This window comes from Clostridium sp., from assembly GCF_018372875.1.
In the GTDB taxonomy this organism is placed as follows: domain Bacteria; phylum Bacillota; class Clostridia; order Clostridiales; family Clostridiaceae; genus Clostridium.
Window position 1 is genome coordinate 50867 of the sequence record NZ_JAHAIF010000014.1, and the last position, 14947, is coordinate 65813.

The window sequence follows — 14947 nt, forward strand, 5'->3', positions numbered from 1 at the left end:
AGTGAAGGATATGAAGGTATCTGATTTTGATTTTTATCTTCCAGAGGAGTTAATTGCACAACATCCTCTAGAAAAAAGAGATACATCTAGATTAATGGTTTTAAACAAAGAGACTGGAGAAATAGAACATAAGAGATTTTATGATATTATTGATTATCTAGAAAAGGGAGATACTTTAGTATTAAATAATACTAGGGTTTTACCAGCTAGATTAATAGGAGAAAAGGAACATACAGGTGGTAAAATAGAGTTCTTACTTTTAAAAAGATTAGATGGAGATAAGTGGGAGTGCTTAGCTAAACCTGGTAAAAGTGCAAGAGAAGGAAGAAGATTTACCTTTGGTGGTGGTAAATTAAAAGCAGAAGTTGTTGAAGTTTTAGAAAATGGTAATAGAATAGTTCAGTTTTTCTATGAAGGAATATTTGAAGAGGTTTTAGATTCTTTAGGAGAAATGCCACTTCCACCATATATTCATGAAAGACTAGAAGATAAAGAAAGATATCAAACTGTATATTCTAAGGAAGAGGGATCAGCAGCAGCACCAACAGCTGGACTTCACTTTACAGAAGAATTATTACAAAAGATAAAAGATAAGGGTATAAATATTGCATATGTAACTTTACATGTTGGTTTAGGTACTTTTAGACCAGTAAAGGTGGAAGATATAGAAAGTCATGATATGCATTCTGAGTTTTATGTATTAGATGAAGAAAATGCACAAATAATAAATGATACAAAGAAAAGAGGAAATAGGGTAATATCTGTAGGGACAACATCTACAAGAACTATAGAAACTATTGCAGATGATAATGGATTAGTTAAAGCTCAAACTGGATGGACTAATATTTTTATTTATCCAGGATATAAATTTAAAACTATAGATAACCTAATTACAAATTTCCACTTGCCAGAATCAACACTTATTATGCTAGTATCAGCTTTAGCAGGAAAAGAGCATGTATTAAATGCTTATAATGAAGCAGTTAAGGAAAAATATAGATTCTTCTCATTTGGAGATGCAATGTTTATAAAATAAGGAGTGAATTTTTTGTCAAAGAGATATACTTTACTAAAGAAGGATGGAAAAGCAAGAAGAGGTAGGTTTGTTACACCTCATGGAACAGTAGAAACACCAGTATTTATGAATGTTGGTACATTAGCAGCAATAAAGGGTGCTGTATCATCAATGGATTTAAAGGAAATAGGATGCCAGGTAGAGCTTTCAAATACATATCACCTTCACTTAAGACCTAGTGATAAGGTTGTATACAAAATGGGTGGCTTACATGAATTTATGAATTGGGATAGACCAATTCTTACAGATTCAGGTGGATTCCAAGTTTTCTCTTTATCAGGAATGAGAAAGATAAAGGAAGAAGGAGTTTATTTTAGTTCACATATAGATGGTAAAAAAATATTTATGGGACCTGAAGAATCAATGCAAATTCAAAGCAATCTAGCATCAACCATAGCAATGGCTTTTGATGAATGTATTCCAATACCATCAACAAGAGAATATGTTGAAAAGTCAGTAGCAAGAACAACTAGATGGCTTGAAAGATGTAAGGTGGAAATGGATAGATTAAATTCACTTCCAGAAACAATCAATAAGGAACAAATGTTATTTGGTATAAACCAAGGAGCAACATTTAAGGATATAAGAATAGAGCATGCAAAAACTATTGCTAAGATGGACTTAGATGGATATGCTATAGGTGGTTTAGCAGTTGGAGAAACTCATGAAGAAATGTATGAAATTATAGATGCTGTTGTACCATACCTTCCAGAAGATAAACCAATATATTTAATGGGAGTAGGAACTCCAGCTAATATATTAGAGGCTGTTGATAGAGGGGTAGACTTCTTTGACTGTGTACTTCCTGCTAGAAATGGTAGACATGGTCATGTATTCACTAAAGATGGTAAGATTAATTTAATGAATGCAAAGTTTGAATTAGACAAGAGACCTATAGATGAAGGTTGTCAATGCCCTGCATGTAAGAGTTATACTAGGGGTTACATTAGACACTTATTTAAGGCTAAAGAAATGCTTGCTATGAGATTATGTGTATTACATAACTTATATTTCTATAATAAACTTATGGAAGATATAAGAGCAGCTATTGATGGTGGATATTATAAAGAGTTTAAAGAGCAAAAGCTAAAAGATTGGAACATTAAAGCTTAATATTGACAAAGATAATAAAGAATTGTAAACTACTTTAAAAGGATGTTGAATTGGCATTCATAAGGTTAGTTTTACAAAAGGGAAGGAAGGAAATAAAGAATGGATATATTTTTTCAATTAGTACCTATGTTAATAGTGTTTGTAGTATTTTATTTAGTACTACTATTACCAGAAAAGAAGAGAAAAAAGCAATATATGCAAATGTTAGATAACTTACAAGTTAATGATGAAATCATGACTAGAGGTGGAATAATAGGAAAAATAATTTCTCTTGATGGAGAAAACATGGTTCTTGAATCAGGTCCAGATAGAGCAAGATTAAAAATGACTAAAAATGCAATAGCAAATAAAATATATAAAGAAGACTAGAATAGTACCCCTTGATACTTCATAAAATTTAGTATCAGGGGGTGTTTTATATGGATGAAAATAGAAGTTTTGTAAAATCAGTTTTAAAGGGTTGGATTGGTGCAGTGTTATTAACCTTTATGCTTATGTTAATATTATCTTTGGCTATGATTAAATTTGAGCTAAATGACAATATATATAGCATTATATTTACAGTAATAACAGTAGTTTCTCTTGTAATAGGGGCAGTGCTTGCAGCAAGAAATAATGGAGAAAAGGGATGGCTTACTGGTGGTATAGTGGGATTGCTCTTTTTTGTATTTATATTTGTGTTTAGCTCTTTTATAAATGGAAGTTTTGATTTTGATATAACACAAATATATAAGTTAGTTGGCTCTTTTTCAGTTGGCACTATAGCCGGAATACTAGGGATAAATCTGTAAAAAATCTTTTATATATATTACCAATATGCTATAATGTAAAAATACAATGTGAAATTCGAACCTAGTACTAAGGAGGATAAAAATGAAGACAAAGGGCAAAAGTTCAGCATTATTTATACTTTGTACTTTAGCTATAATCCTATTTGCTTTTGTAGGTTATAAAGGAGCTGAAGTTGCAGGGTGGAGAATCAAACCTTTTTCGGAAACTATAACAAAGGGACTTGACCTTCAAGGTGGTGTTTCTGTCGTTATGGAAATTCAAGACGAAGAAGTAAGTAAGGAAGACTTAGAGAAAACAAAAGAACAATTATCTTTAAGAGTAAACAAAATAGGGGTAGCAGAAACAGTAGTTTCAACTGAAGGGGATAGAAGAATAAGAATTGATATTCCAGCACAAGTTGATTCGGGGGAAATAGTAGAAAGCTTAGGGAAAACTGGTGAGTTAACTTTTAAATCTCCAAATGGAGATGTTATCTTAACTGGACAAGACGTAAGTAAGGCTACAGCAACATCAGATGAAAATGGGTTGCCACAAGTTGCACTAGAATTAAATGAAGAAGGAACTAAAAAGTTTGCTGATGCAACTAAAGAGTACTTAGGTCAATCGATTTCTGTTAATATGGATGATGAAGTTTTAACAAATCCAACAGTAAATAGCGTAATAACAAATGGTTCTGCGGTAATTACAGGAAGCAAAAGCGTAGATGATGCAAAGAGACTTGCAGGATTAATTAATGCAGGAGCTTTACCTGTTACTGTAAAAGCAGCTTCAGTAAAAACTGTAGGAGCACAACTTGGAGAAGAAGCACTTCCAAATGCTTTAAAAGCAGCTTTAGTTGGTATAGGACTAATTTTTGTATTTATGATTATTTATTATAGAGTACCAGGAGCTATAGCATGTTTAGCATTAACATTATTTATTGCATTAATATTATTCTTATTTGGTGAAATAGGTGTTACCTTGACATTACCAGGAATTGCAGGTGTTCTATTGACAATAGGTATGGCTGTAGATGCTAATGTATTAATCTTTGAAAGAATAAGAGAAGAGCTTAAAAAAGGTGTGTCAATTAGAAGTGCTGTAGAAAAGGGATTTGAAAATGCAACATCATCAATAATGGATTCCAATATTACAACTATCATAGCAGCGTTAGTACTTTACTTCCTAGGATCAGGAACAGTAAAAGGTTTTGCTATAACTTTACTTGTAGGTATAGTAGTAAGTTTATTTACAGCATTGATTGTTACTAAATTCTTTATGAATAAGGCTGTAGAAATGGGATTACTAACAAAACTATCTCAGTTCAGAGTGAAGAGGGGGTAGAGAGTCATGCTTAAAGTTGTAGAAAAAAAGAAAATATGGTTTGCTATTTCGGCTATTATAATAGCAATTGGGTTAATTGCTATGTTTGTTAAAGGTTTAAACTTCGGAATAGATTTTGAAGGTGGAACTAATATAATTTTAAAATTTGATGAAGAGTACAATAAAGAGGAAGTAGATTCTATAGTTAAAGGATTTGCATCTGATGCAGTAACCAATACTGCAGAAAATAATGAGTATGAAATTAAATCAAAGAATTTTGAGAGCCAAGAAGTTTCTAAGTTAGTAGAAGAATTAAAGAAAAAATACAAGATGCCAGAAAATGCAATTATATCTCAAGAGGAGATTGGAGCTTCTGTAGGTAAAGAATTAAGAGTTAATTCTTTGAAGGCATTAGCTATAGCATTTGTAGCTATGCTTATATATATAGCAGTAAGATTTGAATTTAAGTTTGGTGTTATTGCCCTAATAGCTTTAGCACATGACTTACTAATAACTATAAGTGTATTTGCAGTGTTTGGTATTTCTATAAATTCACCTTTTATAGCTGCAGTATTAACAATAGTAGGTTATTCTATAAATGCAACAATAGTAATCTTTGATAGAATAAGAGAAAACTTAAAGCTATCAGGAAGAGTTTCTGCAGCAGAAGTTGCTAACAAAAGTGTAACTCAAACCATGGCAAGGTCAATAAATACTACACTAACTACTTTATTTACTATAGTAGCTGTGTATATATTTGTCCCTACTGTAAGAGGATTCTCTTTCCCAATAATCATTGGTATAATTTCAGGATTATTCTCATCAGTATTTATAGCACCTTCTTTATGGGTACTTGTTACAGAAAGAAAGAAAAAATCTAAATAATAATAAAAGTTTTCAGCCTAAATTAGGTTGAAAACTTTTTTTATTATTTTCTTACCTTTAGTATTAATGGGATAGATATTTTTTTATGTTATTTGGAGCTTGCGACGGAAGGAGAAAAATAAATATCCACCCTATCCTATTGAAGAATATGATTTATTCTTAATTAAATTATCATAAAAACTCATACCATATGTAGAATAAAAAAAATAAAAAACACAATTTGTAGTGTGTATGTAAATACTTTTAAAAATGGTTTGATATTATGGCTGTTTTCATCTATAATATAGTTGTTTTCTTATTTTATGGAGGAGTAAGTCATGCGTAAGTTTTGGGAGAGTATTTATTGTCCAAATTATATAACTGGATATAATCCCTTTTTACTTAGACATATGAATAAAGCGATTGAAAAGTTAGTTTACGCTGTAAATAATAGAAAAAAGATTGTTATTTATGGGGTTTCTTCAGTAGATGGAATATGTTCTATTGCATCCTTAAGTTTAATTTTAATGTATTTAAATGCGGATGTTGAATATCTTATATATGAAGAGGCAGATACTAAAAAATCTATAGATTGTAATAATATAAAAAATGATATTGATTTTTTAGGAGCTGATTTACTTATAACACTTGGAGTTGATTTGAAGGCGGAGAGTGAAGTAAAGCTTTGCAATGAGCTTGATATAGATCTAATTGTTTTAGAAAATAAAAAGACAGTTAGAGAAAGAAGCTATGTCTATATAAACCCGAACCAAAAAGGGTGTCAGTACAGGTATAAGAACCTGTCTTTAAGTGCGTTAACTTTTAAGCTAATGCAAGCTATTGCAATCTACTATAATCTAAAGAGTATTAATAAATATTTAGATTTGATTTTAATAGGTGCACATTGGGCAAAGGTTCCCCTTAAAGGTGAAAATGGGGTTATAATAAAAGAGGGCAAAAAGTTTTTAATTAATACTAATAACTATGGTTTAAGGGCTATTATGGAATTGAATAATATAGTAGAGTTGGATGATAATAGCATCGTTAAGATCATAGAACTTATTACTCCAACAGGAAGCACTGTAGGTATGGTTAATAATGCACGTATTATACTTGAATTGTTAATAACAAATGATAAGGATAGAGCTGAGCAAATTTCTAAATACTTATATAATTTAAAAAAGCCTGAATAGTAGTATAGAAGTTACGGCTTTTATAAAGTCGCATAGGCGATTTTGATATAAATAATATTTTTGGAGGAAGCAATATGAATTTAAAAGATAGTATTAGAGTGGTAGAGGGTTTTCCAAAAGAAGGTATAAGCTTTAAAGATATCACTACTTTAATTGGTGATGGAGAAGCTTTAAAATGCTCAATTGATAAAATTGTAGAACACTTAAAGGATAAAAACGTTGATTTAATAGTAGGACCAGAAGCTAGAGGATTCATTTTTGGTGTTCCAGTAGCTTATGCTCTAGGTGTTGGGTTTGTGCCTGTAAGAAAACCAGGAAAACTACCATGTGAAACAGTATCTGTTGATTACGGTTTAGAATACGGTAATGATACTTTACAAATTCATAAAGATGCAATAAAGAAAGGTCAAAGAGTTGCAATAGTAGACGATCTTCTAGCTACAGGGGGAACTATTGAAGCAGTTGCTAAGCTAGTAGAAACTGTTGGTGCTGAAGTAGTAGCTTTAGATTTTGCTATTGAACTTACAGGTCTAAATGGAAGAGATAAATTACAAGGATATGATGTAATGTCTCTAGTTGATTACGAGTTTTAATTTGTTGAAAAAGATAGGATAATAATATATAATAATATTTATTAAGAATGGCTGGTTAGTATAAACCAGCCATTGATTTTAGAAATAAATAGCTAGGGGAGAGTAAGCCTTATGATTGAGAGCTTAATAAAAAAGATTAATGACAATTGTATAAACGTTGATATAGATATAATAGAAAAAGCTTATAATTTTGCCGGTGAAGCTCATAAATCTCAAAAGAGAGAATCAGGTGAACCCTATATAATTCATCCTATTGATGTTGCAGAAATTCTTGCAGAGCTTGGTATGGATACAAATACTATTGCTGCAGGACTATTACATGATGTGTTAGAAGACACTGATTGTACTTACAAAGAAATGTCTGAAATGTTTAATGAAGAAATTGCAAGTTTGGTAAATGGAGTAACTAAGCTTGGTAAAATAGAGTATAAAAGTAAACAAGAACAGCAAGCAGATAATGTTAGAAAAATGCTTTTAGCAATGGCTAAAGATATAAGGGTTATTATTATAAAACTTGCAGATAGATTGCATAATATGAGAACCCTAAAGTTCATGCCTAAAGAAAAGCAAAAGCTTAAAGCAAAAGAAACTTTAGATATATATGCGCCTCTTGCCCATAGACTTGGTATGTCTAAGATTAAGTGGGAATTAGAGGACCTTTCTTTTAGATATTTACATGAAGAAGAATACTATGATTTAGTAAGACAAATTGCAGAAAAAAGAGTAGAGAGAGAAGCATATATCTCTAGCATAATTGATGATTTATATAAGAATTTAGAGGAATCTGGAATAGATTCTGATATTGAAGGAAGACCAAAGCATTTTTATAGTATTTATAGAAAAATGGTTAATAAGAGTAAGACCATAGAACAAATTTTTGATTTAACAGCTATTAGAATTTTAGTGAATTCAGTAAAGGACTGTTATGGTGTTTTAGGTATAGTTCATACTGTATATAAGCCAATACCAGGAAGGTTTAAGGATTATATAGCTATGCCTAAACCAAATATGTATCAATCTTTACATACAACTGTAATTGGACCACAAGGAAAAACCTTTGAAATACAAATAAGAACTTTTGACATGCATAAAACTGCTGAATATGGTATTGCTGCTCACTGGAAGTACAAAGAAGGTGATGCAGGTGAAGATAAAGAAAAGGGCTTTGAGAAGAAGCTTGCTTGGCTTAGAGATATGCTTGAGTGGCAAAAGGAAACATCAGATGCTGAAGAATTTATGGAAGGATTTAAAATAGATCTTTTCTCTGATGAAATATTTGTATTTACTCCTAAAGGAGTGGTTATAAATTTAGCAAGTGGATCTACACCAATAGATTTTGCTTATAGAATACATACGGATGTTGGAAATAGATGCATAGGTGCAAAAGTTAATGGGAAAATTGTTCCTTTAGATTATAAGCTAAAGACTGGAGAAATAGTTGAAATAATTACTTCTCAATCAGCCAAGGGGCCTAATATGGATTGGCTTAATATAGCAAAGAGTAATCAAGCTAAAAGTAAGATAAAGTCTTGGCTTAAGAAGGCTAAAAAAGATGAAAATATAAATAAAGGTAAAGAACTTCTTGAGAAGGAATTAAGAAAACAGGGAGTTGTATTATCAGAAATCACTAAAGGTGATTCATATGAAAGACTTGCAAAAAGATATAATCTACATAACTCTGATGATATTTATGCTGCAGTTGGAGTAGGAAGCATATCAGCTTCTGCCTTTGTATCTAGATTAAAAGAAGAAAATCTAGTTGATAAGGTTAAGCAATCTGACGAAGAAATAGCTAAAAATATTGAAGAGCACATTGCCAAAAGTGATAGGGGTAATAAGAATGAAAGTAGTTATGGAATTACAGTAAAAGGTGAAAGTAATCTTATGATCAGGTTTGCAAGGTGTTGTAATCCTGTACCAGGTGATGAAATACAAGGATATATTACAAAGGGTAGAGGAGTATCTGTACATAGAACTGATTGTAGTAACTTAAAATCTTTAATAGCCTATGACCCTAATAAAGTTGTAGATGTAAGCTGGGGAATGTCAAAGGGTGCTTCCTATGTTGCAGAGGTTAGAGTTAAATCTGACGATAGAATGGGAGTATTATCTGATATTATGAAGGTAATAACAGATTCAGGGTTACATTTAAATGCTTTAAATGCTAATTCTGCTAAAGGAAATGAAGCTTTAATCAATATAAAGGTGAAAATAGATTCTGTAGAACAACTTAGGGAACTTATGAAAAAGATAAGAAGACTTAAAGGAGTTACAGATGTATTTAGAGTTAATAGTTAGGAGCGCTATATAATGAGAGCTGTTGTACAAAGAGTTAAAAAGTCAAGAGTTATTGTTGAAGGTAGATTAGTTGGAGAAATAAATAAAGGGTTTAATGTCCTTTTAGGAATATCTAAAGAGGATACAATAGAGGACTTGAAATATATAAAAGATAAAATTATTAACTTAAGAGTGTTTGAAGATGAAAATGATAAAATGAATCTTTCTCTTTTAGACATAAAGGGGGATATTCTTGCAATTTCTCAATTTACTCTTTATGGTGATTGCAGAAAGGGTAGAAGACCTAATTTTATGAATGCCATGGGTGGAGATGAGGCAAAAGCACTATATGAAGAATTCGTAAAAATGCTAAAAGAATCTGGCTTAAAGGTAGAAACGGGAGAGTTTGGTGCCCATATGAATGTTGAAATTGAAAATGATGGGCCAGTGACAATTCTATTAGATAGCAAAAAAGAGTTTTAAGGGAGGAATTTATAGTGATAATAAAAGCAATACCAGCTGGAATATATGATGCAAATTGTTATATAGTAATGGATGAAAAAACAAAGGATGCAGTAGTGTTAGATCCAGGTGGAGATGGAGAAATGCTAGAAAGAGCTATAAAAGATATGGGAGCCAATGTTAAGGGGATTCTTTTAACTCATGGACATATGGATCATGTAGGTGGTGTAGAGTATTTATCAGATAAGCTAAATGCTCCATTCTATATATCTAAAATAGATGAAGAGTACATGGAGAAAGACAATTATGTATTTGGATCAATTAGAAATGCTAACGGATATTTAGAGGATGGCAATGATTTATCTTTTGGAAGCTTAAATATAAAAGTAATAGCTACTCCAGGTCATACAAAGGGTGGTTTATGCTTCTTAATAGAGGATAAACTATTTACAGGGGATACCTTGTTCCAAGGATCTATAGGAAGAACTGACTTTATAGGAGGAAGTTTTCCAGAGATTATAAATAGTATAAAGACTAAATTACTACCTCTTGGTGATGAAATAGAAGTATATCCAGGTCACGGACCTAAGTCATCTATAGGATATGAAAAAGGATACAATATGTATTTAAACGACTATGATAGTTTAATATAGGAGAAAAAATGGATATAAATATTAAATTAAACGATCTAAAATATAGATATGATGTTTATCAAATGTTTAATATATATTTCCCTCTAGACAAAATTAACTTTTCAGAGCTAGAGGGAGATTATCATGTTGAAATAACTGATGATAGCATTAAGTTTTCTTATAATGATATAAATAGAGAAGAATATAAAAATGATAATGAATATTATAAGGAAACTATAAAGAAAGTAATATTTAAAGCTTTAAGAGATATTACTGGAGATGAATATCCTTGGGGAACTTTAGTTGGCATTAGACCATCTAAGATTGCTCTTAAGCATTTAAGAGAAGGAAAAAGTGAAGAAGAGGTAAAAGAAATATTCTTTGAAAAGCATATAACTTCAGAAGAGAAAGCACAACTTTGTATAGATGTAGCTGAATTCGAGGATAAGTATGTAAATAAAGATCCTAAGAATATTGCTATTTATGTTGGAATGGCCTTTTGTCCTACAAGATGCCTTTACTGTTCCTTTGCAGCTAATCCAATCGGTGGAAATAAAAAGTTAGTTAATCCATATCTAGAGGCGCTTACATATGAAATTGAAGAAATTAAGAAATATGTAGATGAAAAAGGATTAAGGATTGAATCTGTTTATTTTGGGGGAGGTACTCCAACAGCTGTAAATGATGAGGAATTTGAAAACTTAATGAATAAAATATATAATTCATTTGTAGAAAATAGAGAATTAAAAGAATTTACAGTAGAGTGTGGAAGACCAGATTCTATTACATTAAACAAGCTTCAAACAATGAAGAAGTATGATGTAACAAGAATTAGTATCAATCCTCAGACTATGAATGATAAAACCCTAAAGTTAATAGGTAGGGGACATACTTCACAAGATGTAATAGATAAGTTCTGCATGGCTAGGGAGCTTGGTTTTGAAGATATAAATATGGATATGATAATAGGACTACCAGGAGAGGGCCTTCAGGAGGCTAAGATTACTGCTAGAGAAATTAAAAAGCTTTCACCTGATAGCTTAACTATACATGGACTATCTCTTAAAAGAGGTTCTATAATGTATGAGAACTTTATTCTAAAAAAAGGATTAGGTTTAAAAAGTCAAGAAGAGATAATGAAGATGTACGAAGAGAGTAAAAATCTTGCCAAGGAATTAGAATTAACCCCATACTATATGTATAGACAAAAAAATATGGTTGGAAATATGGAGAATTTGGGTTATTCTAAGAAGGGTAAAGAGTGTATCTATAACATCCAAATGATAGAGGATAAGCAAACAATTATAGCCTTAGGAGCAGATGCTGTTACTAAAGTTGTTTTCTTAGAAAATGATAGAATAGAAAGATTTGGCAATGTTAAAGATATTAAGGAATATGTAAATAGAATAAAAGAAATGGTAGATGGTAAGATTGCTTTACTAGATACTTTATATAAATAAGGAGGATTAATATGGCAGAAATGCAAGCACCTAAGGGTACTAAAGATATGTTGCCTCAAGATGCATATAAGTGGCACTATGTAGAAAATACATTTAAAGATACAGCAAAAAACTTTGGCTTAAAAGAGATAAGAACTCCTATTTTTGAACATACAGAGCTTTTCTTAAGAGGAGTTGGAGATACAACTGATATAGTACAAAAGGAAATGTATACTTTTGAAGATAAAGGAAAGAGAAGTGTTACATTAAAACCAGAAGGTACAGCACCTATAGTAAGAGCATTTATAGAAAATAGACTATTCAATGAAGCTCAACCTACTAAGCTATACTATGTAATTCCTTGTTTTAGATATGAAAATGTTCAAAAGGGAAGACTTAGACAATTCCATCAATGCGGTGTTGAAGTATTTGGTTCAAAGGAACCATCAATGGATGCAGAAGTTATAGCATTTGCTATGGAAGTTTTAAAGAATCTTGGATTAAAAGGATTAAAGCTTAATATAAACAATTTAGGTTGTCCAAAGTGTAGACCTAACTATAATCAAGCTTTAAAGAACTTTTTAAAGGAAAACTATGATAATCTATGCCCTACATGTAAGGAAAGATTTGAAAAGAATCCTATGAGAATTTTAGATTGTAAGGAAAAGAAGTGTAAGGAAATTACTAAGAGTGCACCTATAATATTAGATTTTATGTGCGAAGAATGTGATACTCACTTTACTAAGGTAAAAGAGTACTTAGATTTATTAGGAATTCCATATGCAGTTGATCCAGGAATAGTTAGAGGATTAGATTACTACACTAAGACTATCTTTGAAATCTTAAATGATGACTTCACAGCTATAGGTGGAGGAAGATATGATAATATGATAGAAGAACTTGGTGGCCCTAGCATGCCAGCAGTTGGATTTGCGATGGGGATTGAAAGATTGATAATGGCTCTTGATAAGGAAGGTATAGAAATTCCAAGTAATGAGAGTTATGCTTTATATATAGGATCAAGAGGGGATGAAGCATATAAAGCTGGATTTAAGCTTGCTAATGATTTAAGAAGCAAAGGTGTAGCTGTTGAAATAAATCATATGGGTAGAAGTGTTAAAGCAGAAATGAAATATGCTAATAAAATTGGTGCTAAGTTTACTACAATCTTAGGTGATGATGAATTAGCTAACAATGTAATAAAGCTTAAGAGAATGAGTGATGGTGAAATATTTGAAGTATCACTTGAAAATATAGATGAAATTGCAAACACACTTAAGTAAGAAAGGAATGACTTTAAAATGGGTGAATCTTTAGGCGGATTAAAGAGAACTATGTACTGTGGTGAACCTAGAGAAGAACATATAGGTAAGAAGATTACTCTTATGGGATGGGTTCAAAGAAATAGAAAGCTTGGAGGTCTTGAATTTATAGACTTAAGAGATAGAAGCGGAATAATGCAAGTTGTTTTTGGTGAAGAAATAAATGCAGAAGCTTTTGAAAAAGCTAAAGGTGTTAAGCCAGAATACTGTATAGCTGTAACAGGAGAAGTTGTTAAGAGACAATCTCCTAATGAAAACATGCCAACAGGTATGGTTGAATTAATGTGTGAAGAAATAAAGATTCTTTCAGAATCTGAAACTCCACCAATATATATAAAAGAAGGATTAGATGCATCTGAACAAATTAGATTAAAGTATAGATACTTAGATTTAAGAAGACCAGATATGCAAAATATCTTTATGATAAGAAATAGAGCAACTAAGGCAGTAAGAGATTTCTTAGATAACAACGGATTCTTAGATGTAGAAACTCCAATGTTAACTAAGTCAACTCCAGAAGGAGCAAGAGACTACTTAGTACCATCTAGAAACTATCCAGGTATGTTCTATGCATTACCTCAATCACCACAAATATTTAAGCAATTATTAATGGTTTCTGGGTTTGATAGATACTATCAAATAGTTAAGTGCTTTAGAGATGAAGATTTAAGAGCAAATAGACAACCAGAATTTACTCAAATAGATATGGAATTAAGCTTCGTTGAGCAAGATGATGTTATGGAATTAAATGAAAGACTTGTAGCTCATGTATTCAAAGAAGTTTTAGGTCATGAGGTTAAGCTTCCAATAGCTAGAATGACATTTAAAGATGCTATGGAAAAGTACGGTTCTGATAAGCCAGACTTAAGATTCGGTATGGAAATTACTGATTTAACAGAGGTTGTTAAGGATGTAGACTTCAAAGTATTCCAAAGCGCTATAGAAATTGGCGGTTCAGTTAGAGCTCTTTGCCTAAAGGGTGGAGCATCTATGGGAAGAAAAGATGTTGATAGATTAGGTGAATTTGTTAAGACTTACAAAGCTAAGGGATTAGCATATATTCAACTTAAAGAAGAAGGAATTAAATCTCCTATAGCTAAGTTCTTAAAGGAAGAAGAAATGAATGCTATCATTGAAAAGATGGGAGCAGAAACAGGAGATATAATCTTAATAGTTGGGGATAAAAACTCAGTAGTATTCCAAAGTCTTGGAGCATTAAGATTAGAACTTGCTAAGAAGTATGATTTAATTAAGGATAAGAATGAATTTAACTTCTGCTGGATTACTGAATTCCCATTATTCGAGTATGACGAAGAAGAAAATAGATACACAGCTTGCCACCATCCATTTACAGCACCAATGGATGAAGATTTAGATATGATAGAAACTAATCCAGGTGCAGTAAGATCTAAGGCATATGACTTAGTATTAAATGGTGAAGAATTAGGTGGAGGTTCTATAAGAATTCACAATATGGAACTTCAACAAAGAATGTTTAAAGCTTTAGGCTTTACAGAAGAATCTGCTTGGGAAAGATTTGGATTCTTATTAGAAGCATTTAAGTTTGGTCCACCACCACATGGAGGATTAGCATTTGGTTTAGATAGAATGATAATGTTCTTAGCTGGAACAGATAATATTAAAGATGTTATTGCATTCCCTAAGAATCAAAATGCTTACTGCTATTTAAGTGAAGCACCAAATATAGCAGATGCAAAACAATTAGAAGAATTAGGTATTGCTATAACAGCCAAAAATGAAGAAGAATAATATTTTGTTTTAATTAAAAGGAGCTGTCGCATTAGCGGAATAAAATCCGTTAGCGACAGCTCCTTTTTTCCTATTTTACGAATAACCTTTAGATATTATTTGTACTTAAACAC

At 31.4% G+C, this 14947-nt stretch carries 14 protein-coding genes; all 14 read left to right on the plus strand.

Translation table 11 applies throughout. The annotated features are described in order from the left end of the window. Window positions 1–10: 10 nt before the first annotated feature. Complete coding sequence (gene queA, locus KIB46_RS06720; RefSeq protein ID WP_291671244.1) at window positions 11–1036, plus strand: tRNA preQ1(34) S-adenosylmethionine ribosyltransferase-isomerase QueA; 1026 nt, start codon at window positions 11–13, stop codon at window positions 1034–1036. 12 nt (window positions 1037–1048) lie between these two features. Further along, window positions 1049–2188 (plus strand): tRNA guanosine(34) transglycosylase Tgt, encoded by a 1140-nt coding sequence (tgt, locus tag KIB46_RS06725; protein ID WP_156560526.1) that lies wholly within the window; start codon window positions 1049–1051, stop codon window positions 2186–2188. 99 nt (window positions 2189–2287) lie between these two features. Then, window positions 2288–2557: a preprotein translocase subunit YajC gene (gene yajC / locus KIB46_RS06730; protein ID WP_156560524.1), complete on the plus strand. Its 270-nt coding sequence runs from the start codon at window positions 2288–2290 to the stop codon at window positions 2555–2557. Window positions 2558–2607: 50 nt separating this feature from the next. Then, window positions 2608–2979 carry a TIGR04086 family membrane protein gene (locus KIB46_RS06735; RefSeq protein WP_156560522.1) on the plus strand — a complete coding sequence of 124 codons (372 nt, stop codon included), beginning with the start codon at window positions 2608–2610 and terminating at the stop codon, window positions 2977–2979. An 82-nt stretch (window positions 2980–3061) separates the two neighbouring features. After that, the gene (secD, locus tag KIB46_RS06740) at window positions 3062–4303 is read left to right on the plus strand and encodes a protein translocase subunit SecD (RefSeq protein WP_291671245.1); all 1242 of its coding nucleotides are present in this window, start codon (window positions 3062–3064) and stop codon (window positions 4301–4303) included. 6 nt (window positions 4304–4309) lie between these two features. Further along, on the plus strand, window positions 4310–5167 hold the full coding sequence (gene secF, locus KIB46_RS06745) for a protein translocase subunit SecF (protein ID WP_156560518.1): 858 nt from the start codon (window positions 4310–4312) through the stop codon (window positions 5165–5167). A 317-nt stretch (window positions 5168–5484) separates the two neighbouring features. After that, window positions 5485–6339 carry a DHH family phosphoesterase gene (locus KIB46_RS06750; RefSeq protein ID WP_156560516.1) on the plus strand — a complete coding sequence of 285 codons (855 nt, stop codon included), beginning with the start codon at window positions 5485–5487 and terminating at the stop codon, window positions 6337–6339. Window positions 6340–6413: 74 nt separating this feature from the next. Beyond that, on the plus strand, window positions 6414–6932 hold the full coding sequence (locus tag KIB46_RS06755; protein WP_156560513.1) for an adenine phosphoribosyltransferase: 519 nt from the start codon (window positions 6414–6416) through the stop codon (window positions 6930–6932). Window positions 6933–7043: 111 nt separating this feature from the next. Next, entirely contained in the window at window positions 7044–9230 is a 2187-nt protein-coding gene (locus tag KIB46_RS06760) for a bifunctional (p)ppGpp synthetase/guanosine-3',5'-bis(diphosphate) 3'-pyrophosphohydrolase (protein WP_291671246.1), read from the plus strand. A gap of 12 nt (window positions 9231–9242) precedes the next feature. After that, window positions 9243–9692, plus strand: coding sequence for a D-aminoacyl-tRNA deacylase (dtd, locus tag KIB46_RS06765; protein ID WP_156560509.1), 450 nt, complete (start codon window positions 9243–9245; stop codon window positions 9690–9692). A gap of 14 nt (window positions 9693–9706) precedes the next feature. Next, a complete protein-coding gene (locus KIB46_RS06770; protein WP_291671247.1) occupies window positions 9707–10324 on the plus strand; it encodes an MBL fold metallo-hydrolase in 618 nt (205 codons plus the stop codon). 8 nt (window positions 10325–10332) lie between these two features. Next, complete coding sequence (locus KIB46_RS06775; RefSeq protein ID WP_291671248.1) at window positions 10333–11763, plus strand: coproporphyrinogen III oxidase; 1431 nt, start codon at window positions 10333–10335, stop codon at window positions 11761–11763. Window positions 11764–11774: 11 nt separating this feature from the next. Then, the gene (gene hisS / locus KIB46_RS06780) at window positions 11775–13025 is read left to right on the plus strand and encodes a histidine--tRNA ligase (protein WP_156560502.1); all 1251 of its coding nucleotides are present in this window, start codon (window positions 11775–11777) and stop codon (window positions 13023–13025) included. A gap of 18 nt (window positions 13026–13043) precedes the next feature. Further along, a complete protein-coding gene (gene aspS, locus KIB46_RS06785; RefSeq protein WP_156560500.1) occupies window positions 13044–14834 on the plus strand; it encodes an aspartate--tRNA ligase in 1791 nt (596 codons plus the stop codon). Window positions 14835–14947 lie beyond the last annotated feature (113 nt).

Excerpts from the sequence above, each read along its gene's own strand:
- queA (WP_291671244.1), top strand. The coding sequence starts at position 11 with ATGAAGGTATCTGATTTTGATTTTTATCTTCCAGAGGAGTTAATTGCA.
- yajC (WP_156560524.1), top strand. The coding sequence starts at position 2,288 with ATGGATATATTTTTTCAATTAGTACCTATGTTAATAGTGTTTGTAGTA.
- KIB46_RS06735 (WP_156560522.1), top strand. The coding sequence starts at position 2,608 with ATGGATGAAAATAGAAGTTTTGTAAAATCAGTTTTAAAGGGTTGGATT.
- secD (WP_291671245.1), top strand. The coding sequence starts at position 3,062 with ATGAAGACAAAGGGCAAAAGTTCAGCATTATTTATACTTTGTACTTTA.
- secF (WP_156560518.1), top strand. The coding sequence starts at position 4,310 with ATGCTTAAAGTTGTAGAAAAAAAGAAAATATGGTTTGCTATTTCGGCT.
- KIB46_RS06750 (WP_156560516.1), top strand. The coding sequence starts at position 5,485 with ATGCGTAAGTTTTGGGAGAGTATTTATTGTCCAAATTATATAACTGGA.
- KIB46_RS06755 (WP_156560513.1), top strand. The coding sequence starts at position 6,414 with ATGAATTTAAAAGATAGTATTAGAGTGGTAGAGGGTTTTCCAAAAGAA.
- KIB46_RS06760 (WP_291671246.1), top strand. The coding sequence starts at position 7,044 with ATGATTGAGAGCTTAATAAAAAAGATTAATGACAATTGTATAAACGTT.
- dtd (WP_156560509.1), top strand. The coding sequence starts at position 9,243 with ATGAGAGCTGTTGTACAAAGAGTTAAAAAGTCAAGAGTTATTGTTGAA.
- KIB46_RS06775 (WP_291671248.1), top strand. The coding sequence starts at position 10,333 with ATGGATATAAATATTAAATTAAACGATCTAAAATATAGATATGATGTT.
- hisS (WP_156560502.1), top strand. The coding sequence starts at position 11,775 with ATGGCAGAAATGCAAGCACCTAAGGGTACTAAAGATATGTTGCCTCAA.
- aspS (WP_156560500.1), top strand. The coding sequence starts at position 13,044 with ATGGGTGAATCTTTAGGCGGATTAAAGAGAACTATGTACTGTGGTGAA.